This window comes from Methanoregula sp. (assembly GCF_052325125.1).
Lineage (GTDB): Archaea > Halobacteriota > Methanomicrobia > Methanomicrobiales > Methanospirillaceae > Methanoregula.
The window spans coordinates 22,360-44,753 of sequence record NZ_JBKQWO010000034.1; the positions used below are offsets into that span (position 1 = coordinate 22,360).

Here is a 22,394-nt window from a genome sequence, read left to right on the forward strand (position 1 = left end):
GCCGCAAAGTCGATACCCAAGCGTGGGGGGATGCGGCATATACTCTTTCCGGTATATATATGTACACTACTATTTATGAATGCTATTTTTATAGCCCTTTTATTCCACCGCAATCCTGCTGCCGGCAAGGCATGTTTACCTGGTCATGGACCGGATCACCTGGCCGAGCCGCTCTATCCCTTCGGCAATCCGTCCGGTATCTGCGTTGGAAAAATTCAGGCGCAGCGTATCGGTCCCGCCTCCATCGATATAAAACGGGATACCCGGGAGCACGGCTACCTGTTCACGGAGCGCATGGGTAAAGACCTCCATCGAGGAGCACCCGGGAGGAAGCGTAACCCAGATAAACATCCCCCCTTCTGGTTCGGTCCAGCTGACTCCCTCCGGCATTACATCCTGCATCGTGGCGATCATGCAGTCCCGTTGTTTTCGGTACGCATCCCGGATCTTACGGATGTGTGCATCGATGTCGGTGTCTTCGAGATAACGCGAGGCGATCCGCTGGGAAAGGAAATTGGAGTGCAGGTCGGATGCCTGTTTTGCAACGACCAGCTGGTCCATGATCGGCAGATGGGCACAGACCCACCCGAGGCGCATGCCGGGGGCAACGATCTTCGATAATGAACCGGTGAGTATGGTCTGGTCGGGCAGATATTTCTTTAAAGGCGGAGGCGACCTGCCGGAAAACCGGAGTTCCCCGTACGCATCGTCCTCGACCACGATCGTACGGGTGCCGGCGAGGATGTCGACACATGCCTTCCGCCGCTCTTCTGAGTACGTGATCCCTGATGGGTTCTGGGAGTTGGGGATACCATAGAAGAGTTTCGCATCACCCCCCGCAAGCGCTGTTTCAAAGGCTGCCGGATCCGGTCCCTCCGGCTCGAGTTCGACCGGTACAAAGACCGGCTCGTAGAGCGAGAATACCTGAATTGCGCCAAGGTACCCCGGGCGTTCAATGACGATCCTGTCGCCGGGATCTACCAGGATCTTGCCGATGAGATCAAGACACTGCTGCGAACCGTTGGTGATGAGGATCTCTTCGGGCGAAACATCGAGACCCAGCCGGGTCCTGTACCGGTCCGCGATATACTGGCGCAACGGAGGATACCCTTCGGTCGTTGCGTACTGAAGGGCCGCTCTGCCATCATCGCGCAGGACATCGGTGGCGGCCTGTGCAATACCCCTGACATCGATCAGGTCGGGGTTGGGCAGGCCGCCGGCAAACGATATAATATCAGGATTTTCCGTCACTTTGAGAATCTCCCGGATGAATGATTTGGGAGTGGCGTGCATCCGCCGGGCGAATGCACAGGTAAGACGTAACGGTACTGGCTCCTGAACCTGCACGGGTTTCTGCTTTCCAGCCATGAGAATTCGATCCTTTGCTAAAATACCTGCCGGTTATATTGAAAAAACAGCCTTATATACATGAACGTTCGCGGACACCGGTTTCACGTGATAAAGAAGCGTGCCGCCTGGAGAAATTAAAAGATCGAACCAGATTACACTTCAAAAGACTTTTTACCCATAGCTGCACACCCATTCAACAGGTATCTTGTTATGACTGTCATCAAGAGCATTGAAATTATCTCATGGGCGAAGATCCATGCGTTGTTCGGTATTGTGTTCGGCCTTGTTTATGGCATATTTTTTGCCATCATGGGGGCCGCTATCGGGGCAAAGTACAGCCTGCCGGGCGCAACGACCCTCGGGCTGCTTTCCATCATCGTATTTCCCATCATTTTCGGGATCCTGGCCTTCATCTGCGGCGCGATCCTGGCCTTCCTGTATAACATATTTGCAGCCAATGTCGGTGGCATCGAGATCGAGTTCGCCGAGAAAAAGGCATAACTTCCTCCATTTTCTTTCATAATTTCCTGCGATCTCCCCCCATGAGAGAGGGATGTACAGGCCATTTGTAATCCCGGGTAGATCCTACAGGACGGTGCAGGATCTTTTTTAAGGGGGTTCGGGAGTGTCCTTACATCACCCTGTTTTCCTGCTGATTACTCAATATCCATGAGGAAAGGATCATAGGCAGTCAGTCCCTATCGTGAGGGGATCGTACACTTTTCTGATGAACTCCAAAGGAATTTTGCCGGGATTTGCGGGAAGCGGGCTCGACTCCCGGTTTCATGTGAGCGCAATTATCTATTGCCTGCAGGGCACAGGGGAAAATAATCCCGCCGGATCCTCGCTCCTTCCCAATGGCCGGGAACATAAATCTGTTCTCCGGCAGATTATCCAGCGATGGCTCTCGTGATGTGGGGGAGGAGTACGGTCGCATTATTGATAATAACTACTACATACATGGCGATCAGGGTTACATACAACACAATCCCCGATCCTCTCACCCGGTCCTCCGCGGTCAGGGCCACGGGAATAATCATTATGAGTACTCCACACTTGAGAGTCACATGCATGAGCGGGGTGGTGACTACACCTGCCATCAACGGGTTCAGTTCGACACCACCCATACGGAGGATGGCCTGCGTCGTCAGAATATCAAGTAAGAACAGGATAGAGAGAACTGATGTAAAGATAATGACATGTACGAGTGTCAACTTGCCAGACAGGCCCATTTTCGGGTGACTCATACTCCCAGTACTGACAACTCCCGACACTGTCATAATCGATAATTACAGGATGCATATAAAAAGTTTTTGATATTGATACAGGCAAAATACTTGTAATTAATAAGAAATTCTTAAATTTTCGTTCGTATTTTATGTAAAAATTGCAGGCAGGTAAGAACAATTTTATTTGTATAAAATGTTTAACGGATTTCATTAATAAATCTCAAAAAGAGGATTCCTGAAAAATAATGGTGACCTGCCGGCTTGTTACATTCGAAGATTTCCGATTATCCTTTGTTTCTGACAATGCCGTGCGTATGTGCGAGGCACCCGTGGTGATGATCTTCATGATCACCTGAATGATGATTATCTTCGTAATGGTCACTGTAGTCAGGATCAGGGTTCATCCTTTTTGATTTCCTTCCTTCGTGATACCCGTCGCGGGGGACTGAGTTTTAGGGTTCAGGTGAAAAACGGCGATTGTATTGCCGCTCTCCCGGCAATATGCATCCACCCGCCGGAAAACATGCGGCACCATCGATGCCGGTGTCAGGAGCACGGAGCAATCCCCGACGAGTGCCCGCAGGATGCCTTTATCTATCACGCCATACGTGAAATCGAGTGATATCGATTCGCACTCGGCAAGATTTTTTGCCCGGGTTCCCATTGCCCCGCACCTGACCCCCGGATGGTCTGCTATCCACGCCGTGATTTCCTCAGCACTGGTTGCGTCCACGTCGCAGACCGTGATGGTCCCGGGGACCCTGTCTGCCCGTGGCTTACTGGAACTCTGTTCGAGCAGGCTGATCAGCTGCAGGACAGACTTCGGCGACTGCGTCTTTTCCACCATCAGCCGCGAGACGAGTTCGGTATAGACCTCTAGCACTGCAGGCATCCGGAGATTCGAGGATGTGATGAGCGTGGGGTCCGTAAAGACCTCTTCTGGAGTACCGGCATGAATCACCTTCCCTTTGTTCATCAGGATGATCTGGTCCGCCCACAGGTATGCAAGTTCCACGTCATGAGTAGAGATGATGATCGTCGTTCCCTTTGCATTGAATTCATCAAGCAGTTCCATGAGGTCCGCGGCACCGGCAGGGTCGAGCGAGCTGGTTGGTTCATCAAAAACGAGAACCTCCGGCTCCATCGCAAGGGTTCCGGCAATTGCGGCCCGTTTCTTCTCACCGCCGCTCAACTGGTGGGGCGGCCTCTTCTCATACCCGGTAAGCCCTACGGCAGCAAGGGATCGCGCGACCGCTGACCGAATCTCATCCTGCGTCATACCGAGATTAAGGGGGCCGAACGCCACATCCTGGTATACCGTCGGTGCGAAGAGCTGGGTGTCTGAGTTCTGGAATACCAGCCCGACTTTCTTTCGCACCTCACGGAGCGAGCGGCTGTCATACCTGAGGGGTCTGCCATCGAGAAGCACCCGCCCCTTCGAGGGTTCAAGAACCCCGTTGCACATCAGGAGCAGGGTGGTCTTCCCGGCACCGTTGGGGCCGACCAGTGCGACCCTGGCTCCTTTTTTTATCGAGAAGGTTACACCGGAAAGTGACTCTTGGCAGTTCGGGTAGGCATAATGGATATTATCAAATTCGAGCAGGTTCGTCATCGTTCACCTGAAAAGCACTATCGTGCTGGTCATGATCGCAACAGTAATGCAGATCCCCAGGTAGGCTGCGATGGACGCAATTGCCGCCGGTTTTGGGGGATTCTGCTGGCCTGGCAGTTCCAGTTTGCCGTCATAGCACCGTGAATCCATCGCGATGATCAGGTCTTCGGCCTCCTTCCATGCCCGGATAAAGAGCATTGCACCGAGCATCGCCATTGAGTTGAGGGACCGCCTAAATGATGTATACCCGTGCCGGATGGTCTGGGCATTGTGGATGGCGATTGCCTGGCCTATAAAAACAAAGATGAAATGGTAGATCAGCATGGAAAGATCTATAAGCACCGGCGGAACGCGCAGTCCATGCATGACAGAGAAGATCTCAATCATGGGGGTCGTCAGGGCAATAAAGAAGAGCCCGCACATCCCGCCAAAGGTCCGGACAAGAACAAGAAGCGCAAGGTTTGCGGAGCCGGTTGTGGCAGTTAGCGGTATACCGGCGATTGAAAACGTGAGGATGGGATCGCCGCCACCACTTAAAAACAATATCACAATCACAGATAAGACTGCAAATGTCAGCGGGATCAGGAGGAGTTCAGCGTACACCCGCACCGGGATTTTTGCGAATACCATGGTGATAGCAGAGAGTGTAAAAAGAATAAAAAGAGGTGCTACCGGGCCCGGGGAGACAACACAGATCAGTATCGCCCCCATTCCAAGGATAAATTTGAGATAGCTATTCACGTCCCGTAAGGCGTTTGCCTGAGCATAGTAGTCCAGATTATCCTCCAGGATTTTCATAAGGAGTCCATACCCTCGTGCATCTCAAATGTTAATAAATTAAAGAGAGAGGTTATGCAGCTTTTGCACTATCCCGTTTACCCCGGTAATACCCGAAGAAGTATCCGATAACGAGCGCTCCGAGGCCAGACTGGATGGAAAAGAGCAGGGACTCGACTTCTGTACTAGGGGGGGTCCAGAGAGGCTGTATCCAGGGAGTATACCCCGTTGCCTCGATAGCCGCGCTGCCCATATCATCAGATCCCTGCCATGTCTCTTCGCCGGGTTTGGCGGTTGCCTGGATGTGGGCATTCTGGATGAGGAAGACCGCAGCAAAGACCACAATTACGACCGCAAAGATGATCTCAAGTTTGTACTTCATGAAAAATCTGGGGATCATTTGAAACTCTCCATGATTTTTGTAACCTGCTCCGGTGTGAGCACTTTGAGTTTGACGAGGATATCGCCCCGGCTCTGGACAATGTACTTGAATACGAGGGCGATGAGTACGCCTTCAAGGATCGCCAAGGGTATCTGCGTCACGGCGTAGATGGCAAAGAAGGTCTCCCACGAGACCATAAATCCGCCGTGCGTTGCCGGGAATGCTGCGGCGAGCTCGATCGACGTGATAACATAGGTGAAGAGATCCGCGACAGCAGTAACAAGGAACACATTGATGAATATGTTCAGGTTCACTGCCTTTCCCACGCGGTACACAGCATACCCGAGAAGCGGCCCGGCAATTCCCATGGAGAAGACATTGGCGCCGAGCGTGGTAATCCCCCCGTGGGCCATGAAAAGTGCTTGGAATATAAGCACAATCAGGCTGAGAACCACAGTGATAAAAGGACCAAACAGCACGACTGAAAGTCCGGTGCCCGTGGGATGTGAGCAACTACCTACGACAGGAGACGGCATTTTCAGCGACGACAGGAGAAATATAAATGCACCTGCCACTGCAAGAAGCGAAAGTGTTTCACGTTGTGCTTTAACCTGTCGGTCCAAGAGGTAAATCCCGTAAATGATGAATGGCGCCGATACAAGGTACCAGAAGACACACCATTGCCAGGGTAGAAATCCTTCCATGATATGCATGATATCACTGCTCAAGTGTACTTTATAAAAGTAAATAAAACTTGTCTTTTAAGGCAATCCCGCGTCTGGCCAGTACTGGTCTATGTACAGGCGCTTCCACTCTCACCTTCATACCTGCTGGGTATTTTTCTTGTGCATGGAGACAGCTGTTACTTTTCAAAATATTGGGGATTGTCCAAACTTTATTGTGAAAAGCAATCATATACGGCAATCATGGAAATCGGCGACGGGTGCGGGCTCTCCCCGCGCAAGGTGGAATACCTGAAATACCTGCATGGTAAAGGCGGCCGGGTCCGGACCACAGATATTGCACGGGAATTTTCGGTTGATCCCTCGACCATCACAAAGACCATAACAGAGCTCTGTGCGGCGGGATTAGTTGCCCATGAGCCATACCATGGGATCGGCCTTTCTGATGAGGGGAGACGGTATACAGAATACATTGTCAAACGCCACCGAATCCTGAGCCTGATGCTCACCCATTACGGGTTTTCGCACGAGCAGGCCTGTGCAGAGGCCTCGCGCTTTGAATCGTTTGTGACAAAAGAGGCCATCGACCGGATCTGCATTGCGATGGGACACCCTCGGCTCGGGGTTTGCGGGGCGATCACGCATGATGACGGCTGTCTTGAATCCGGGATGGCGCCCTGAAGTGACCGGGTCATGCGCCCGTCAGAGAGCACGATGCCTTTGTCCCATTTTTCCACCGGCATAACAGGAGGGGCAATCAAAAAAAAACTTGCATAATCCCCATAAAACCAGTGCCGGGAAAATTGGGGAATCCCCAAATTTTTCATAACCGTTATATGATCAACCGGCGATATTCCATCCGGATTCTCATCAGGACATTATCCAGAGAGATGACAGAATGACCCCGCGATCGAAAAAAATGTTACTGTCAGGTGTACTGGCGCTGTTTATCCTGCTCATCGTCCTGATACTTTATCCTGTCTTTACTGCCGGTCACATACCTGCGGCATCACAGGCTGCCGGGTCTTCCGGTAAACTCCAGGTCATCACCTCGTTCCGGCCTATCACCCTGCTCGTTCTTCCCATTGCCGGGGATTATGCGCAGGTCACACAGCTTCTTCCACCGGGTGCAGAGCCCCACGAGTACGAACCGACCCCGGGTGATGCGATAACCCTTGCGAAGGGAAACATTCTCTTTTATGACGGACCATTCATGGAACCATGGGCAGAGAACCTTGCCGTGTCTGCCAATCCGACCATCGTCCGGGCCCCGTTCATCGATTCAATTCCTCCGACGGTACTCGCGCAGATGAGGAATACAGACCCGAATTTTCCCGATACAAATCAGGATCCCCACCTCTGGCTCTCTCCCCCGCTTGCCGAATACTTCGTCAGCTATGTCGCAGACCAGCTTGCAGCAGCGGATCCGGCCAATGCCACCGGCTACCGCAGAAACGCAGATGCGTTTGAAGCGCGCCTGAAAAAACTGGATGGTGATTATGTGGCCGGTTTATCGAACTGCACCACGCGGACCTTCCTGACCTCCCACGCATTCCTCGATTACCAGGCCGCCGCGTACAACCTGACCGCCCTCTCGATCACCGGAGTAAGCCCGGATGCGGAGCCATCGATCCAGCAGATGACGATGGTGCTCAACGAATCAAAAGCAGATAATATCCAGGGCGTGCTTGCCGAGCCCGACGAGGTTCAGGCACTCAGCCAATCGGTCGCAGCAGAACTGAACCTGCCGCTGTATCCCTATACTACTATGGAGATCCTGCCTGCCGGTCCCCTGAGCCCGGGCGACAATGATTATGTGGACATCATGGAGAACAACCTTCAGCAGATGAAGCAGGCGCTCAAATGCCGGTAGATGGCCTCGCCAATAACCGCCCGGTCTGCCTGAGAGCGGACAATATCAGTTTCTCGTACGGGGGAGACCGCGTCCTTGAGAACATCTCACTTTCCATCCGTCAGGAAGAGTTCGTGGGAATTGCCGGCCTGAACGGGTCGGGAAAGACCACCCTCTTAAAAATTCTTGTCGGCCTGCTCAGGCCCGACACGGGGACTGTTGAGTTTACCTGTCACAAGGGCGAATGCGAGGGCAGAATTCCCTGCCGGCCCTGCATTGGTTATGTCCCCCAGCAGGCAGCACTGCGCCAGCAGCAGTTCCCGGTCACCGTACGGGAGGTTGTCGCAATGGGGGCCTACGGCCAGTCCGGCCTCTTCTCCCGACAGACAAAAGACGATATCAGGATTATTGACAAAACAATTGCAGAGGCCGGGCTTGGCCGGGTTGCGGGCGAACTTTTTTCGGATCTCTCAGGAGGTCAGCAGCAGAGGGTGCTGATCGCCCGTGCTCTTGTGGGAAACCCCCATATCCTTGCTCTCGACGAGCCGACCAATGGCGTCGATGCCCGAAGCAAGGAGGAATTCTACTCCCTGCTCTCCCACCTCCATTCCACGCACAAGCTCACCGTCCTCCTCATCCTCCATGATCTCACCGAGCTCTCCCGGACGATGGAACGGATCATCTTTTTGCATCACCGGATCATCTATGATGGTCCGGCTGCAGCTCTCGGGCCTGACGGGCTCTGGAACCTGATGGTCCGGGCAGGAAAGGAATGAGGAGGCACGCGGATGGTATTTGAATTCCTGATGTTCAAGTTCGGTGTGCGGGCGCTTATTGGCGGCCTGATTGTGGCAGTTACCTGCGCAAGCCTCGGGGTGTTTATCGTGCTGCGCCGGCTTTCGCTTATCGCCGATGGACTTGGTCACGTGGCCTTCGGGGGTATTGCGCTGGGGTTCTGGACCGGGCTCTATCCCCTCTATACTGCCGTTGCTTCGGTCGTCGCCGGGGCGCTGGGGATTCACGTGCTCGGCCGGCTCCGGGTTGCCTCCGATGCGGCAATTGCCATCATGTTCTCGGCAGGTCTTGCCGTCGGCATTGTCCTTATCAGCATGGCGCAGTCCGCCCCGGCCGACCTCCTCTCGTACCTGTTCGGGACCATCCTTGGGATCAATGACAGCGATGTCTACCTCGCTGCCGGCCTCGGGGTGATCGTGCTTGTGATTCTTTCCCTGCTCTGGAAGGAGTGGGTCGGGATCACCCTTGATCCGGACTTCGCCCAAGTCGCCGGCATGCCGGTTTCGACACTCGAGGTCCTGTTTACAATCCTTGTCGGCCTCACCGTGGTCGTTGCCACCCGTCTGGTAGGGGTGCTTCTCGTATCGAGCCTGATGGTGATCCCGGCAATTGCCGCCATCCAGCTCCGGCTACCCTTCCGGCGCACGGTTCTTGTGGCCATCTGCATGGCGATTGTCTCGGTCGTCATCGGTCTCCAGCTCTCGTTCTCGTACAACCTCGCCTCGGGTGGGGCCATCGTGCTGGTCACGATCGGGTTCTTTGTTCTCACGACTCTTGTCTCACGGCTCTGGCCGGCAATGAAACATGACCTGCCCGTGGAACCGTGGGAACACCAGTGCGAGACGCCGGAATGCACAGGACCGGAAGAACCAAAAGACCCGGGTAAGTCCTGAAATTTTTCCATAAAAAAAGTGCAGCGCCCAAAATCTCCACGTTCAGGAAGACTATCGGGAATACCAAGGTGAGGACCAAGTATTTTAACGATTGCTCTGCAGTCACAGATCCACCGCTGGTTTTTCCTATCGGGGGCGGTGGCACTCGCCATTCGAGTGATGTGAGTAACTCCCCTTACGTGGTTGAATGATGTCCACCGGGAAATCCTGATTTTTTTATAAAAACGACCGGATGCCGGATATCAGGAACGGAGAGAGGAACCGGAAGAGGGACGGATTTCTCAGGAGAATCCCGGCAATTTTTCCCGGCCGGTCCATGTCGCCATACTGCACAATCTGGTCGATAATTTTCTCGTCGCTCATCGCGAGGATCAGTTGGTCAATCGTCTCCGGGGACAGGTGCTGGCGCATTAAAAACAGACGGTACCCGAGCGCGAGTTCCCTTCCGATATCTGCCTGCCATCGCCGTTCGTATTCTGCAAGGGATCTGTCGGAAAAGGTGTCGTGTTCGCAGCACGAAACGGCCACTGCTGCTGCATGGCGGGCAGAGCGGATGCCGTTATAGACCCCGCCGCCTGACGTGGGCTTCGCAAACCCCGCAGCGTCCCCCACAAAGAGGGTGCGGCGGGCATAAGTCCGCGGCATGACGCCCAGAGGAATCGTGCCGGTGACCAAGTGCATATCGGAGGAAAGGCCGATCCTGCGGACAAAGGCAGAGAAACGTTCCCATACCTGTGTTGTCCCGCAGAGCCCGGCCCTGACCCGGCCGTTTCCTGACGGGATGACCCAGCCGAAAAATTCCGGGGATGCATCCGGGTACAGTTCGACAAGCCCCGGATCCCAATCATGCTTTCCTTCAGCCTGGATGCCGGCAAGAAACACCGGTGCCCGTTCCATTCCGTAAGTACGGGCGATTGTGCTCCGGGGCCCGTCGGCTGCGATCAGGATTTTAAAGGAAAACTCCTCATGCCCGTTAATCCCCCGGGTGATGACCCGGTTATCCGTAACCCCACAGACCGCGGTCTTGAGCCGGAACTCTGCTCCGGCGTTTGCCGCCGCTTCTGCCATCTCGCGGTCGAGCATGCCACGGTCGACTACGAAAGCCTTGGGGGTTTTTGCATCGATGACAAGTGCGTGTCCCGCACCGGATACCACCCGCGCACCGGTCACCGCATTCTGGAGAGAGTGCCGGGAAACGGCACACTCATCGAAAGCAGCAAGGGACAAGAGACCGGCACACTGCACCGGATACCCGATGCCTGCCTGTTCTTCAAGACAGATCACCGAAAGCCCGTGCTCCGCACAGGCACGGGCGGCTGCAGAGCCTGCCGGACCGGCACCTGCGACAACAACATCGTAGGCCGGCATCATCCTCGAAAGCTCCGGAAAAAATCAGGGTTACCGGGGGGGATTTTCTTTCTGCTGCTGTCCCGGTGACTGATCCGGTGTGGTCGGTTGCGGGGCATCATTTCCCGTGGTTTTGATCGGAATCCCGCAGGTGGAAAGAATAAATACATGGGGGGGGATGGGCTCGGCTTCGCCTTCTTTCATGGTCAATCCCATGAGGATGGCAAAGAGCCCTAAAACAAAAGAGAACGTCCCGACTACGGTCATGATAATGATAGTGCTCATGGCCGGCACGAACCTGATAAAGATATACAGGAGAACGACACTGCTCACTATCACACCGGCCACAAGATAGTATTTTGATCGCGGCCGGGTCAGTGCGAACGAAATCCCGGAGTAGCCTGCATAGAATGCCAGCACGGCAACAGCCAGCACAAGGACGAGGGAGATTGTGTTCGGGAAGAAGGTCTCGATGATCCCTATGACAAGGAGGCCTGCAGCACAGAGGAACCAGAAAAATGATTCATCCACCCGTGAAGTAATTGCGATCAGTGCGCAGAGGACAATTCCCGTCACCAGAAGCACCCAGAATATACCCTCGAAGAAGGAGAGTACAGGCCCCGGCACCACCAGCGCGAGACCTCCGAAGATCACTCCTATCAGCCCTTTCAGGAGGCTGGAGAGTTTCGCATCCATAGAATTACCTCTATTTTCACGCGTTAATAGTTTCGTATGCCGGTGCCAGGATAAATGGCGTCTTTTCGGAGATCCTGCAGCCGGCCAGGTGCAGGATACCGCCATTGTCTCGCGTGGTTCCCGACTCAGGTTAATTTCAGGTATTATTCCTTTCGAAAAAGATCATGTCCCTTGGACTGTGTGCCCCTTTATTACCTGATTCATCCGGTGGTTAGCGATACGGTTCCGGGCGATGCCAAAAAGGAGAGGCGCAGAGCGCCTAGGTGCGCCCGAACCCGAAAAATTCTATGCCGAGCATTTTTTCCAGAAGATAGAGGATGGCAAAGAATAATACGGCGTACAGGACAAAGCTGACAACAAAATTCACCCAGCCGGATAGTGCGGTATACGCTATGATCAGATTCGAGAGTGCATTGGCGATAACAATGGCACAGAGAATTCCCAGAAAAAAGATTACCCATTTTTTGACATCGGCAAATTCCATAAGCATAGTTGGATGTAATCTATAATAACTCCCCCAAAACCCTGCGGGAGAGACACGTCGTTCTCCTGAGAAAGTATTTGAGCCTCCCCTGCCAATCTCTCGCAGGCATTCGCGATCATCCCCGCAAGAACCGTAGTTTGACCGGCAGATGCCGGGGAAGCGCGAAAAAAACGTTAAGGGTGAGGGCATAATGAGGAGGACACACCCATGACAGGACGGAATACTCCCGAACTGCTTCACGGTATCCTTGCCGAGATCGCAAAAGTTTCCCGGCTCACTGACGGGTACCAGTATGAGGATTTTTACCGGGACGAAAAAACCTATGAAAGCGTCGCCGGCAGCCTCAGGGTCATCGATGAAAAGGTGCACCAGATCCCGACAATCATCCGGGTAAAATACGCGCTTTTGCCCTGGAAGGAACTTTCGGCACTTGAGGAGGAGGTCGCCCGTGCAGACCCGGTCACCCGGCCCCGGATTATCTGGAAGATCATCACGGAAACGCTCCCGCGCATCCGGCCACTAATCGAAAGCCTGATCGAAGAAATGGGAAAATAACGCCGGGCACCCGTTCGGTCCGGGAGTGCTACTACGCTACCTGCCTGCACCGTTTTTCTTTTCGGCCCCGGCCGGATTTCCTGCCGCACCGGTTCCGCTGCCCCGCTACCCGGGACCACGAAGGCTTATGTGACAAAGGACCTTTGAATACTGGTATGGACGATGACCATTTGGAGTCCGGCACACCGGGCCCGGTGCCAGCGGAATCTGTTCCCGTCCCGGCGGCACCCATGGGCCGGGGTTTCTGGGCAGCAATGATACTCATCGGTGTCCTCATCCTGCTTATCATCTACGCCCAGGTCCAGGGAGTTACCCGGTCCATCCCGGTCAACCTGACCGGCACCAGCTGGACGCTGACCTATTACGAAAGCAGCGGGGAAACGATGGTCCCGGTAATGAACGGGACGAAGGTGAATATCTCGTTCGGCCTTGATAATGGGACATCCCTCGGCGGGTATTCCGGCTGCAACTGGTACCGCTCTCAGTACACTATCAGCAATTTCACGCTTTCTCTCACAAAGGAAGTCACGACCGGAACGACCTGTGCCGAACCCGGCGTGATGCAGCTCGAATCCGAATACATGCAGGATCTCCGAAACACTTCTGGTATACGGTTCCGGAGCGGCCACCTCTTTTTCTATGATACCGCAGACCGGCCGCTCCTCATCTTTGAACAAAAAACTTCCTAAAACCCCTTTTCTCCGCGAAAAAAGCTCTGCTTGACCCGGGCGCCCCAAGTAACCGGCCTTGCATTTTTTGATAAATACGAACATTAAAAAAAGAAAGGTGCAAGAAGTATTATCCGGGAGAAGGAATTATGGAAGCAAAGAGCGAACGAAAGGAAGGCGTGCTGGTCTTTTTTATCAATGGCAGGCTGGATGCATTCGGCGCACAGCAGCTCGACGAGTGGATAAAAGGAGCGCTGCATGACGACGACAAGGAACTGGTGCTCGACCTGTCCGGCTCCACGTACCTCTCAAGCGGCGGGCTGCGCACGTTTAACGTATTAAAAAAAGAGATGAAGCGCAGGAGCGGGCGCTTTGCCCTTGCCGGCGTCGGGGAGTACCCGCAAAAAGTGCTCGATATGGCCGGGTTCTCGACAATATTAGAGATATTCCCGACGACGGATGCCGCCGTGGACGACATGAAGAAAAAACGCAAAAACCCGACGCTCTTTAACGAAATATTCTATAAGAAGATCGAAGCGAACGGCGTCACGCTGACGATTGATCCGGGCTGGATGACCAGCCCACCGGTTCTCCGGGTCACGGGCGATCTCCACAAGATCCTGCAGGCACAACTGACGGAATCGGATATCAGGACAAAGAAATTCTCAGAGATCACGTACTCGCTCGGCCTTGGCGCGCTCGGGGCCGACAAAAAAGAGGCAATGCCGCTCCTGGGAGAGATGATCACCCTGTACGGGTCAATGGTCTGGCTGCCGACTGACGGGAACAACACGCCGGACTTCTTGACCCCGCTTGACGCAGAAACCGATCTTCCTGTCTACACGGGCTTTAATGTCACGCTGGACGGGCCGTTCAACGAGTATTTGACCCTCGATACCAAGAACCCGGAGGGGATCAGCCTTGGAGATATCTACCGCATGATCTTCTCGGGCGCCACGAACCGGGTGAGGAGTTACAAGGGAGTGGTCGCGGTCGCCATCTGGGGTGTGATCGCCGGTCTCGCCAGTTCGGGCATCAAAAAAGCACCGGTTGCCGGTGCAGGTTTGCCCGGCGGCGCAACGATCATGGATCCTGCGCAGTCCGCCACGTGGATGTCTTCCGATACCAGCATGTCTTACAAGGGAGATACGCTGGTGAGCTTTGGGATCGGCATTGACCTTGCCCACGATCTTTCAGGCTACCGGCAGGAAGACCTCGATGCCCTGTACTACGCAAACCCGGCAAACAAGGGGGGCTCAAAGGTAATATCCCTCCATAACCATGGCGTGGTGTTCCGGGGGGTACCCTATGACGCCTCGCTCGACCTGAACTCGCAGGTAAAAAAGATCGTGAGCGATGCCACGTTCGTGGATATGCGCCACCTGCTGGACAGCACCCGGCTCCGTCGGGCAAAGATCGGCGTGGCCTATATTCAGGATATCGTCAGGGAGCCCTGAACAATAATTTCAGGTCCCGCATTTTTGTTTTTTTTTCGTTAATGTGAGGATATTTTGCCCATCCTCGTACCGGTACGTAACCGCGTCGGTCACCTTCCGGGCCAGAAAGATGCCAAGACCCCCGATCTCCCGGTCATCGAGACCTGTGGATATATCCGGCTCCGCTACCTGGAGCGGGTCAAACGCCGGCGCATCATCAAAAATCTCAACGATCGCCTCATCCGGCCCTGCCCCACAATGGATCACAATGGTGCCCGGGGTACCGGCATAGCCGTGCACGATAATATTGGTGATTGCTTCCTCCACGGCAAGCTGGAGATCGAGGATCTGTTCATCGGAAAAACCCGACGACCTCATGCACCGCTCCAGTTCAACGGAGACTCCCGGGACCTCATCAAGAAGGGCGGGAATAGCAAGACTGGCAGACCCGGTCATAATCACGCACCGCAAACCTGAAATGATGCCGCTGGTTCACCCTGCACCGGGACCATCCTGTCATGGCCCCGGGCCGGAAAGCCGACAGATGCACCAGCCCTCCATGACGGGCGTATGAAAGGGAAACGCGGTATCCGGATCAGAGGGGCCATGAGAAAACACTCCAGCTATGGTTTGCACACGCACGTACATAAATAAGTCAGTAAACTGGAAAAGGAGAAGGATTATCTCGGCACAGGGATGATATTTATAAAGTATCTGGTACGGCCATATGGCTATTCGGGGAATAAACATGGAAATTACAACCACGATGCATGGCGTGGCAACGGTGCTTGCCGTGAACGGACGGGTTGATACCACAACGGCCGGGGATCTCGAATCGGCCATCAACAGCCGCATTGCCGAAGGGAACCGGAGACTTCTCCTCGATTTTGGCGGTGTAACCTATATCTCCAGCGGTGGCCTGCGGGTCCTGCTTGCGACGGCAAAGAAACTGCGTAACGATGGCGACCGGTATGCGCTCTGTCGCCTTTCGCCCGAAGTGCACAAGGTCATGAAACTTGCCGGGTTCACCTCGATTTTTTCCATCTATGCATCCCAGGATGAAGCGCTTGCTGCCTGGTAACGGCAGCGAGCTGCTGACGCCCCGGACCTGGCAGACGGTCCCGGGAGCAGCGGATATTCGGATTTTTGCGGAGATACGTAAGGCCGATGTGATCTCGTCCAACTCGTACCTGATCCAGACACCGGGCCTCCTGCTCCTTGTAGATCCCGGCGGGCTGTTGTCGCAGGCGGAGATACTTGCAACAGAAGTAACACGGTGTCGTGACGATACCGACCTGCCGCTCATGGTGGTGCTGACTCATGCCCACGTGGATCATTTTATCGGGATGCAGACATGCCCGGCCCTCTTCGATCCGGAACACAGTCTCCTTGCCGTCCACGATGCCGGTGCGATAGCGATCGAGCGGCGCGATCCGAATCTTACCCAGAGCGAAGTTCTCGGGCGGGAGTTTGCCGCCATGCCGGTGGGCATCCACCTTTTTGGTGACAATAAATGGTGCGATACAATCCGGACTGAGCAAATCCGGCTCCCGCACAAGGTGACGATATCCTGTGTCCGCGACCGGTTCAGCCCGGAACCCGGGATATACATCGATCGCGAATGTCTCCTGTTTTCTTCAGGGCACCGCATCGAGCTATACCACACGCCCGGCCACAGCCCGGACAGCTGCTGTATCCGGGTGGGCCGCATGCTCTTTATCGGTGACCTGCTCTTTGCCGCAAACCCGGGGATCGCCGGGCTGTGCGGGTGGAATCAGGATGACCTGATCCGGTCGCTGGAAGGCATGCTTGCCATGTTTAAGAGTGGGACAATTGACATCGTCTGCCCCGGGCACGGCAGGATCATCACGGTAAACCACGCGTGCACGATGCTTGAAGAAGTCCTCACGGATGCACGCGCACTCACGGACATTGCGGAACTCAATAGCCACAGGGCAGAAGAAACCGCCAGGTTTGCCGAAGACTGCATGGAGGAGATTAACGAACTCTTCACGATCCTTGCCGGGCGCCTCTATTACGTGTCACATGTGATGGAAGAACTGGGCGAAACGGATATGGCTGCACAGGCCGGTACCCTGATCGACGGAGACGTACTCGACGGGCTGCTGGAAAGTTTCCGGGAATTTGCCGCGGCCCATCATGCACAGGACCATGTTTCGATCCACCTTGCGCTCAAGGCCGGGCAGGTGATCGGGAAACTGGAACGGTCGTTTATGACGGACGAATTGGCCAGGATTATCGATCCGTCGCTCGTGACCCGGGCTGGACGGCTGCTCTCTTCCTATTCCACGATGCTGCGCGGGTTCACCCCGCCCAGGGAGCGTGAGGCCTGCGCACTCTGCACGGTCATAGAGTCGGTGATCATCGGTCTCTCTGGTCCGTCCTGTTCTGATGACGACATCCTTGCCTCCACCGATGACGAGTCTGCCTTTTCCCGGTTGTTGCTCGCCCGGATCGGTACCCGCCCGCTGCTTGACGATATCCGGGTTTCGTTTGCACGGGAAATCGACGATCCCTGCGTACTCATCGACCGGGACCTGTTTTCAGATCTGCTCACCTACATTCTTGAAGACCTCGTGGGTACCGGCGCGGAAGAACTTGCCCTGGGGATAACAACGGATCAGACCTGTGCTACCGTAACGATCACCGGGACGGGCGGGAAAAATGGCGGCTGGCCTGCCAGTACGGTCCGGGGATTTTTCCTCAGGCTCTGCGAGCGGGCCGGCGGTTCACTTTCCGGGGAGCGCACGCCGGGCGGGCACCGTTATACGATTGCGGTGAACCGTGCTTCGTAATGCGCTCCCTGCCAAAATTTGGCTCTATAGAAACCATTTAATTTCTTATCGTGACGCTCCTGGGGGCTCCGGCATTTATGCCTTCGCTCCTGCCGCTCGGGTATCCCCCGTTTGCGATAGCGATGAATTGCCTGTACACAAAAATGCAGAGATTTTCTGTACAGGTAATATCTGGGCATCACACTCCGTCCCGTCCCCCCTCGGGGGACGCATTGGCGCAAGAGGGGAAGCCTCGTCTTTTATAAAAAGGTTTTCAACGGAGCTCCAATTCGCAAAAACACGGATCCGTAAGGAGATACTCTAACCCCCAGAGTACGCGTTCGGTCACGGCCCTGTTTCGCACTTCCCGACCGTTGCAAGGTAGATCAAAAACTGCTCTTTCCCATCTATCCCCAGAATTTCTGCCATCGCGTCGTCATCGAATGCGGCGATGGCGCAGACCCCGCAGCTGATCGCCTCTGCGGCGAGGTAAAGGTTCTGGCAGACGTGGCCGGCATCAAGGTGCAGGTCCCGGTACCCACGCTCACCATACCGCCACGTCATCCGGTACGGGACGGCCGTCCAGAGGAATGCAACGCCGCACCTCATAATAAAGTCCTGGTCGAAACAGGCACGGGCGATGTCGATGTGGAGCGTAGGGTTGGTTGTCATTTGACAGAGCCGGTGGGTGAGGGCAAGGTAACGGTACAGCCCCGGTGCGAGGCCGTCCACATCGTTTACGAGCAGGTATGTCTCGAATGCATGGCGCGCCCCGGCCGAGGGGACGGTGCGGAAGGTGGCATGGGTGCCGTGTTCGCTCTTTACACCCTGCGTGCACCAGAGCAGGAACGAGAGTTCGTCAACGGAGAGCGGCTTTTTTGCATACGACCGGACGCTGTGCCGGCGCTCGATTGCCATGCGGAGATCCAGGTGTGGGATTGCAAGCGTTGCGGGTTTCGGGAGGTCCATGACCGGCAGGCCGGGCGCCGGCGGGAGTTCAAGCGGCGGCCGGGCAAGACCTTTTTCCTGGTCCGACCGTTTCAGGTTCCGGTATTTCGTCTGCTCCATGAACTCCAGCCCGGCGCCAGCGGGTGACAGGGTATTGTCTGGCATACGGTACGCTTATCCGACCCTCTCCAGATAGTCTTTTTGATGGAATGACCCTGACCGGAAAAACTGCCCCATGGCGGGTGTGTTGCCGACAAGAAAACGGATATCTGCCGGTAAAGGGAAATACTCTGTACGGACTCTTTGAACCCATGCCTGCACACCCTGCGCCTGACCTGACAAACCTGCCCCCCCTTGTCGAATTTAAAAATGTCTCCGTGATCCGGGGCAATAAGAAAGTGCTCGATGCTGTCACCCTCTCGATTGGCGAAGGAGAGAACATAGCCATCCTGGGTCCTAATGGCGCAGGGAAATCATCGCTTATAAAAGCCATCACCCGCGAGTATTACCCGGTTCTTTCCCGAGGACCCGTGACATTCCGGTTCCGGGGCAAAGAGGACTGGGACATCTTCGATCTCCGGTCGCATCTCGGGATCGTGTCAAACGATCTCCATTACACCTTCAGCCGGGGCATCACCGGGAAGGAAGTGATACTCTCCGGCTTTTTCTCGAGCATCGGCCTCTTTAACCGGGAGATCACCCCGGCGATGGAAGAGAAGGCCGCTCATATCCTCCGGTTCCTTTCGATCGAACGACTGAAAGACCGGTTCATGAACGAGATGTCTTCGGGAGAGGCGCGGCGTTTCCTGATCGGACGAGCACTCGTGTTCGATCCGGCCACGCTTATCCTTGACGAACCCACAAACAGCCTCGACATTTCCGCTCTCTATACGTTCCGGAGAACCCTGCGGACAATCGCGCATTCAGGAACCGGTATCATCCTCGTGACGCACCACCTCCATGATATCATCCCTGAGATCTCGCGGGTCGTTCTGATGAAGGATGGCCGGGTCTGTGGTGACGGGGAAAAACCAGCCATGCTGACCGATGATAACATCAGCAGGCTCTTCTCGGTGCCGGTGCATATCCACGACGAAAACGGCTGGTACTACGCCACGGGATACTGAACCTTCCCCTGCATTGAATATTGCATCCGGCAAATTGCCCGCGGGGTCAATGGACAGGACCCTGTCAGGTCGACACATGATATCATAATACAGTGTTATCTTTCCCGGGCGCCAACACGTCACTCACATTCAGGAAAAGACGGTATCATTGTGCCGGGACATGAAAAATGCTCGCGCTTGATAAGATCAGGGAATTTGCCGGGGAAAACGGGCTTTCGTCCCAGCTGGCAGAAGAGAGCCGGACGCAATATGGTACAAATGTACTGACGCCGCCGGAACGGGCACCGCTCTGGAAACAGTACCTGAAAAATTTCGACAGCCCCATCATCAGGATCCTCCTTTTTGCAGTCGTGGTCTCTGCAATTGTCGCAATCCCTGAAGGGAGCGGGTTGTTCGATACCCTCGCGATCCTGGCCGCGATCCTGCTTGCCACCGGGATCTCGTTCTTCAACGAGTACCGGAGCAGCCGGGAGTTCGAAGTCCTCAACGAACGGCGCGACGATATGGCGGTCAGGGTGATCCGGGACTCACGCCCCACCGTGGTTCCCTCGCGGGAGATTGTCGCCGGCGACCTTATCCTCCTTGAAGCAGGCGACGCGATTCCGGCAGACGGCTGGCTGCTGGCATCAGATGGGTTTTCCTGCGACGAATCGGCCTTCACCGGTGAGAGCGAGCCGGCTCATAAGAAAACCGGTGAGCAGGTTCTCAGGGGAAGTTTCGTAACCGAGGGAAAAGGGCGGATGATCGCTGCCGCAGTCGGCGACGCAACGGAGATGGGTGTGATCGCCGCAGCGCTCGGGATTGATCATGTAACAAAGACCCCGCTTGAATCCAAGCTAGACCATCTAGCCGGGCTCATCTCAACGTTCGGCTACGCCATGGCAATTCTCATCTGCAGCACACTGGTTATCCGGGGCATCCTTGTCGGTGAGCTGACAGGACTTGATATTGCCTCCGTAGACCACCTGCTCCGGTACTTCATGCTCGCGGTCGTGATCATCGTTGCTGCCGTGCCCGAGGGCCTGCCGATGAGCGTCGCGCTCTCCCTCTCCCTTGCTATGCGCAAGATGACCCGGGCCAACTGTCTCGTCCGGCGCCTCATTGCCTGTGAAACCATTGGATCGGCGACTACCATCTGCACCGACAAGACCGGGACACTCACGAAAAACCAAATGGAGGTGGCCGGGGCCTCGGTCGCTGCCCCTGCCGTACCAGGACCGGTCCCGGCAAGTGTGGCGGAATGGATTGCGCTCAACGCTGCGGTGAACGGGACCACGCACCTTGAAAAGCGGGAGGACGGCAGGACAAGAGTGATCGGGAACTCCACCGAAGGGGCGCTCCTCCGGTGGCTGCAGTCCCACATGATCGACTACCGGCTGCTGCGGGAGCAGCACCCGGCGGCCCGGCAGCATCTCTTCGATGGGAAGCGCAAGCGCATGTCGACCGTGGTGAATCTCTCTGGCCGGTGGTTCCTGCTCGTCAAAGGCGCCCCGGAGATCCTCGCCGGCCTCTGCACGCCGGCGCCCGATCTCCACGGGGTTGACGCCTTTTCTTCCCGGGCGATGCGGACACTCGCGTTTGCCCACCGGGAGATCAACGGGGACGATGAGGACGAGACCAATCTTTGCTGGGACGGGTACGTCGGCATCCGCGATCCCCTGCGGGACGGTATCGCGCAGTCTGTCGCACGCTGCCAGAACGCCGGCATCAGGGTGCAGATGGTCACCGGTGACAACCCGGCAACGGCAGTGGCAGTGGCCCGCGAGGCCGGCATTCTCACGGGTGGGACCGTGATGAGCGGAAAAGAGTTCCGTGATCTCCCGGCAGCGGAGCAGGCTGCAGCCGCGCAAAACCTCGACGTGATGGCCCGAGCCGAACCCATGGACAAGCTCCTGCTCGTAGAGGTGCTCCAGAAGGCCGGCGCGGTCGTGGCCGTGACTGGCGACGGGACAAACGATGCCCCGGCGCTCCGGCGTGCGGATGTCGGGCTCGCGATGGGTGTCACCGGCACTGACGTGGCCCGTGAGGCAGGCGACATTATCCTGCTCGACGACTCCTTTGTCTCGATCACGAGCGCAGTATGGTGGGGCCGGTCGCTGTACGAGAATATCCAGCGTTTCCTCATCTTCCAGCTCACCATCAACTTCAGCATCTGTATCCTCGTCCTTGCTGCACCCCTTCTCGGGTACCCGGAGCCGTTTACCATTATTGAGATCCTCTGGGTAAACATCATCATGGACACGCTCGCCGCCTTTGCACTCTGTTCGGAGGCACCGCATTCCGGGCTGCTTGACCGGCCCCCAGTCCCGCGTGACGCCGCGATCATCACGCCGTTTATGGCGGTCTCGATCGCGGTCACCGGGGCCCTTCTTGTCATGGGCGGTCTCCTCCAGCTCGGTACCGGTTTTATGGGTGGACAGACGGAAGGGGGAGTCACCTCGGTATTCTTTGCCGCCTTTATCATCGCCGCCGTGGTGAACGGCTTCAACTGCAGGGTGATGGATGGGAAAATGCCGGCGTTTTTTTCCGGCAACCCGGTCTTCTTTTTAGTCATGGGTGGGATCGTGTTCATACAAATCCTCATCATCCAGTATGGTGGAGCGGTCTTCGGCACGGTGCCGCTCACCACCACAGAATGGGTAACGATCGCGGGCGCTGCGGCTGTGCCGGTTATAGTTTTGGGATTTATCGTCAGGAGTCTATTCGCCTGGCACCGGGCCCGGGGGAAAATCCCGGCAGGAGCCTGAACGGTCTTGCACCGCTCC

23 protein-coding genes are annotated in these 22,394 nt (G+C 55.6%); 12 read left to right on the top strand and 11 right to left on the bottom strand.

Annotation, left to right across the window (positions count from 1 at the left end):
• Positions 1 to 135: 135 nt before the first annotated feature.
• On the bottom strand, positions 136 to 1,368 hold the full coding sequence (locus ACLQMU_RS08035; RefSeq protein ID WP_422148792.1) for an aminotransferase-like domain-containing protein: 1,233 nt from the start codon (positions 1,366 to 1,368) through the stop codon (positions 136 to 138).
• Between the two features lie 192 nt (positions 1,369 to 1,560).
• Between ACLQMU_RS08035 and ACLQMU_RS08040 the strand changes: the two genes are divergently transcribed.
• The gene (locus ACLQMU_RS08040; protein ID WP_422148791.1) at positions 1,561 to 1,851 is read left to right on the top strand and encodes a hypothetical protein; all 291 of its coding nucleotides are present in this window, start codon (positions 1,561 to 1,563) and stop codon (positions 1,849 to 1,851) included.
• A 389-nt stretch (positions 1,852 to 2,240) separates the two neighbouring features.
• Here the strand turns inward: ACLQMU_RS08040 and ACLQMU_RS08045 are convergent, their stop codons facing one another.
• From ACLQMU_RS08045 to ACLQMU_RS08065, 5 genes are all read right to left on the bottom strand, one after another.
• Positions 2,241 to 2,597: a DUF5658 family protein gene (locus ACLQMU_RS08045; protein ID WP_422148790.1), complete on the bottom strand. Its 357-nt coding sequence runs from the start codon at positions 2,595 to 2,597 to the stop codon at positions 2,241 to 2,243.
• Between the two features lie 382 nt (positions 2,598 to 2,979).
• A complete protein-coding gene (locus ACLQMU_RS08050; RefSeq protein WP_422148789.1) occupies positions 2,980 to 4,191 on the bottom strand; it encodes an energy-coupling factor ABC transporter ATP-binding protein in 1,212 nt (403 codons plus the stop codon).
• A gap of 3 nt (positions 4,192 to 4,194) precedes the next feature.
• Positions 4,195 to 4,989 (bottom strand): cobalt ECF transporter T component CbiQ, encoded by a 795-nt coding sequence (gene cbiQ, locus ACLQMU_RS08055; RefSeq protein WP_422148788.1) that lies wholly within the window; start codon positions 4,987 to 4,989, stop codon positions 4,195 to 4,197.
• 52 nt (positions 4,990 to 5,041) lie between these two features.
• Entirely contained in the window at positions 5,042 to 5,350 is a 309-nt protein-coding gene (locus tag ACLQMU_RS08060) for an energy-coupling factor ABC transporter substrate-binding protein (protein WP_422148787.1), read from the bottom strand.
• A 14-nt stretch (positions 5,351 to 5,364) separates the two neighbouring features.
• Positions 5,365 to 6,063, bottom strand: a complete 699-nt coding sequence (locus ACLQMU_RS08065; protein ID WP_422148786.1) for an energy-coupling factor ABC transporter permease — start codon at positions 6,061 to 6,063, stop codon at positions 5,365 to 5,367.
• Between the two features lie 213 nt (positions 6,064 to 6,276).
• Here ACLQMU_RS08065 and ACLQMU_RS08070 point away from each other — a divergent pair, with 213 nt between their 5' ends.
• The 4 genes from ACLQMU_RS08070 to ACLQMU_RS08085 all read left to right on the top strand — a co-directional run bounded on the left by ACLQMU_RS08070 (position 6,277) and on the right by ACLQMU_RS08085 (position 9,573).
• On the top strand, positions 6,277 to 6,714 hold the full coding sequence (locus tag ACLQMU_RS08070) for a metal-dependent transcriptional regulator (RefSeq protein ID WP_422148785.1): 438 nt from the start codon (positions 6,277 to 6,279) through the stop codon (positions 6,712 to 6,714).
• A 238-nt stretch (positions 6,715 to 6,952) separates the two neighbouring features.
• A complete protein-coding gene (locus ACLQMU_RS08075; protein WP_422148784.1) occupies positions 6,953 to 7,906 on the top strand; it encodes a metal ABC transporter solute-binding protein, Zn/Mn family in 954 nt (317 codons plus the stop codon).
• Entirely contained in the window at positions 7,897 to 8,661 is a 765-nt protein-coding gene (locus ACLQMU_RS08080) for a metal ABC transporter ATP-binding protein (RefSeq protein WP_422148783.1), read from the top strand. The genes ACLQMU_RS08075 and ACLQMU_RS08080 overlap by 10 nt, the downstream gene beginning before the upstream one ends.
• Before the next feature lie 12 nt (positions 8,662 to 8,673).
• Positions 8,674 to 9,573 carry a metal ABC transporter permease gene (locus ACLQMU_RS08085; RefSeq protein WP_422148782.1) on the top strand — a complete coding sequence of 300 codons (900 nt, stop codon included), beginning with the start codon at positions 8,674 to 8,676 and terminating at the stop codon, positions 9,571 to 9,573.
• Positions 9,574 to 9,789: 216 nt separating this feature from the next.
• On the opposite strand, the gene ACLQMU_RS08090 is transcribed toward ACLQMU_RS08085, so the two are convergent.
• The 3 genes from ACLQMU_RS08090 to ACLQMU_RS08100 form a co-directional block, all read right to left on the bottom strand.
• Entirely contained in the window at positions 9,790 to 10,944 is a 1,155-nt protein-coding gene (locus ACLQMU_RS08090) for an NAD(P)/FAD-dependent oxidoreductase (protein ID WP_424039933.1), read from the bottom strand.
• Positions 10,945 to 10,971: 27 nt separating this feature from the next.
• Positions 10,972 to 11,616, bottom strand: a complete 645-nt coding sequence (locus ACLQMU_RS08095) for a hypothetical protein (protein WP_422148780.1) — start codon at positions 11,614 to 11,616, stop codon at positions 10,972 to 10,974.
• A gap of 259 nt (positions 11,617 to 11,875) precedes the next feature.
• Positions 11,876 to 12,100 (bottom strand): hypothetical protein, encoded by a 225-nt coding sequence (locus ACLQMU_RS08100; protein WP_422148779.1) that lies wholly within the window; start codon positions 12,098 to 12,100, stop codon positions 11,876 to 11,878.
• Between the two features lie 207 nt (positions 12,101 to 12,307).
• On the opposite strand from ACLQMU_RS08100, the gene ACLQMU_RS08105 reads away from it, so the two are divergent.
• The 3 genes from ACLQMU_RS08105 to ACLQMU_RS08115 all read left to right on the top strand — a co-directional run bounded on the left by ACLQMU_RS08105 (position 12,308) and on the right by ACLQMU_RS08115 (position 14,780).
• Positions 12,308 to 12,655, top strand: coding sequence for a HepT-like ribonuclease domain-containing protein (locus ACLQMU_RS08105; RefSeq protein WP_422148778.1), 348 nt, complete (start codon positions 12,308 to 12,310; stop codon positions 12,653 to 12,655).
• A gap of 155 nt (positions 12,656 to 12,810) precedes the next feature.
• Entirely contained in the window at positions 12,811 to 13,344 is a 534-nt protein-coding gene (locus ACLQMU_RS08110) for an META domain-containing protein (protein ID WP_422148777.1), read from the top strand.
• A 128-nt stretch (positions 13,345 to 13,472) separates the two neighbouring features.
• Positions 13,473 to 14,780: an STAS domain-containing protein gene (locus ACLQMU_RS08115; protein WP_424039930.1), complete on the top strand. Its 1,308-nt coding sequence runs from the start codon at positions 13,473 to 13,475 to the stop codon at positions 14,778 to 14,780.
• A 9-nt stretch (positions 14,781 to 14,789) separates the two neighbouring features.
• On the opposite strand, the gene ACLQMU_RS08120 is transcribed toward ACLQMU_RS08115, so the two are convergent.
• The gene (locus tag ACLQMU_RS08120) at positions 14,790 to 15,215 is read right to left on the bottom strand and encodes an ATP-binding protein (protein WP_422150404.1); all 426 of its coding nucleotides are present in this window, start codon (positions 15,213 to 15,215) and stop codon (positions 14,790 to 14,792) included.
• A gap of 292 nt (positions 15,216 to 15,507) precedes the next feature.
• Here ACLQMU_RS08120 and ACLQMU_RS08125 point away from each other — a divergent pair, with 292 nt between their 5' ends.
• On the top strand, positions 15,508 to 15,840 hold the full coding sequence (locus ACLQMU_RS08125) for an STAS domain-containing protein (protein WP_422150403.1): 333 nt from the start codon (positions 15,508 to 15,510) through the stop codon (positions 15,838 to 15,840).
• Positions 15,818 to 17,575 carry an MBL fold metallo-hydrolase gene (locus ACLQMU_RS08130; RefSeq protein WP_424039929.1) on the top strand — a complete coding sequence of 586 codons (1,758 nt, stop codon included), beginning with the start codon at positions 15,818 to 15,820 and terminating at the stop codon, positions 17,573 to 17,575. The genes ACLQMU_RS08125 and ACLQMU_RS08130 overlap by 23 nt, the downstream gene beginning before the upstream one ends.
• Positions 17,576 to 17,899: 324 nt before the next feature.
• On the opposite strand, the gene ACLQMU_RS08135 is transcribed toward ACLQMU_RS08130, so the two are convergent.
• Complete coding sequence (locus ACLQMU_RS08135) at positions 17,900 to 18,667, bottom strand: SagB/ThcOx family dehydrogenase (protein WP_422150401.1); 768 nt, start codon at positions 18,665 to 18,667, stop codon at positions 17,900 to 17,902.
• 146 nt (positions 18,668 to 18,813) lie between these two features.
• Between ACLQMU_RS08135 and ACLQMU_RS08140 the strand changes: the two genes are divergently transcribed.
• Positions 18,814 to 19,629: an ABC transporter ATP-binding protein gene (locus ACLQMU_RS08140; RefSeq protein WP_424039927.1), complete on the top strand. Its 816-nt coding sequence runs from the start codon at positions 18,814 to 18,816 to the stop codon at positions 19,627 to 19,629.
• Positions 19,630 to 19,796: 167 nt separating this feature from the next.
• Entirely contained in the window at positions 19,797 to 22,376 is a 2,580-nt protein-coding gene (locus ACLQMU_RS08145) for a calcium-translocating P-type ATPase, PMCA-type (RefSeq protein WP_422150399.1), read from the top strand.
• The last annotated feature ends 18 nt before the right edge of the window (positions 22,377 to 22,394 follow it).

What these genes read in the sequence shown, in the direction of transcription:
- ACLQMU_RS08115 (WP_424039930.1), top strand. Translation starts at nt 13,473, where the DNA reads ATGGAAGCAAAGAGCGAACGAAAGGAAGGCGTGCTGGTCTTTTTTATC.
- ACLQMU_RS08050 (WP_422148789.1), bottom strand. Translation starts at nt 4,191, where the DNA reads ATGACGAACCTGCTCGAATTTGATAATATCCATTATGCCTACCCGAAC.
- ACLQMU_RS08100 (WP_422148779.1), bottom strand. Translation starts at nt 12,100, where the DNA reads ATGGAATTTGCCGATGTCAAAAAATGGGTAATCTTTTTTCTGGGAATT.
- ACLQMU_RS08125 (WP_422150403.1), top strand. Translation starts at nt 15,508, where the DNA reads ATGGAAATTACAACCACGATGCATGGCGTGGCAACGGTGCTTGCCGTG.
- ACLQMU_RS08110 (WP_422148777.1), top strand. Translation starts at nt 12,811, where the DNA reads ATGGACGATGACCATTTGGAGTCCGGCACACCGGGCCCGGTGCCAGCG.
- ACLQMU_RS08045 (WP_422148790.1), bottom strand. Translation starts at nt 2,597, where the DNA reads ATGAGTCACCCGAAAATGGGCCTGTCTGGCAAGTTGACACTCGTACAT.
- ACLQMU_RS08085 (WP_422148782.1), top strand. Translation starts at nt 8,674, where the DNA reads ATGGTATTTGAATTCCTGATGTTCAAGTTCGGTGTGCGGGCGCTTATT.
- ACLQMU_RS08135 (WP_422150401.1), bottom strand. Translation starts at nt 18,667, where the DNA reads ATGCCAGACAATACCCTGTCACCCGCTGGCGCCGGGCTGGAGTTCATG.
- ACLQMU_RS08120 (WP_422150404.1), bottom strand. Translation starts at nt 15,215, where the DNA reads ATGACCGGGTCTGCCAGTCTTGCTATTCCCGCCCTTCTTGATGAGGTC.
- ACLQMU_RS08080 (WP_422148783.1), top strand. Translation starts at nt 7,897, where the DNA reads ATGCCGGTAGATGGCCTCGCCAATAACCGCCCGGTCTGCCTGAGAGCG.
- cbiQ (WP_422148788.1), bottom strand. Translation starts at nt 4,989, where the DNA reads ATGAAAATCCTGGAGGATAATCTGGACTACTATGCTCAGGCAAACGCC.
- ACLQMU_RS08075 (WP_422148784.1), top strand. Translation starts at nt 6,953, where the DNA reads ATGTTACTGTCAGGTGTACTGGCGCTGTTTATCCTGCTCATCGTCCTG.
- ACLQMU_RS08090 (WP_424039933.1), bottom strand. Translation starts at nt 10,944, where the DNA reads ATGATGCCGGCCTACGATGTTGTTGTCGCAGGTGCCGGTCCGGCAGGC.
- ACLQMU_RS08140 (WP_424039927.1), top strand. Translation starts at nt 18,814, where the DNA reads ATGCCTGCACACCCTGCGCCTGACCTGACAAACCTGCCCCCCCTTGTC.
- ACLQMU_RS08065 (WP_422148786.1), bottom strand. Translation starts at nt 6,063, where the DNA reads ATGCATATCATGGAAGGATTTCTACCCTGGCAATGGTGTGTCTTCTGG.
- ACLQMU_RS08040 (WP_422148791.1), top strand. Translation starts at nt 1,561, where the DNA reads ATGACTGTCATCAAGAGCATTGAAATTATCTCATGGGCGAAGATCCAT.
- ACLQMU_RS08145 (WP_422150399.1), top strand. Translation starts at nt 19,797, where the DNA reads ATGCTCGCGCTTGATAAGATCAGGGAATTTGCCGGGGAAAACGGGCTT.
- ACLQMU_RS08070 (WP_422148785.1), top strand. Translation starts at nt 6,277, where the DNA reads ATGGAAATCGGCGACGGGTGCGGGCTCTCCCCGCGCAAGGTGGAATAC.
- ACLQMU_RS08130 (WP_424039929.1), top strand. Translation starts at nt 15,818, where the DNA reads ATGAAGCGCTTGCTGCCTGGTAACGGCAGCGAGCTGCTGACGCCCCGG.
- ACLQMU_RS08105 (WP_422148778.1), top strand. Translation starts at nt 12,308, where the DNA reads ATGACAGGACGGAATACTCCCGAACTGCTTCACGGTATCCTTGCCGAG.
- ACLQMU_RS08035 (WP_422148792.1), bottom strand. Translation starts at nt 1,368, where the DNA reads ATGGCTGGAAAGCAGAAACCCGTGCAGGTTCAGGAGCCAGTACCGTTA.
- ACLQMU_RS08060 (WP_422148787.1), bottom strand. Translation starts at nt 5,350, where the DNA reads ATGAAGTACAAACTTGAGATCATCTTTGCGGTCGTAATTGTGGTCTTT.
- ACLQMU_RS08095 (WP_422148780.1), bottom strand. Translation starts at nt 11,616, where the DNA reads ATGGATGCGAAACTCTCCAGCCTCCTGAAAGGGCTGATAGGAGTGATC.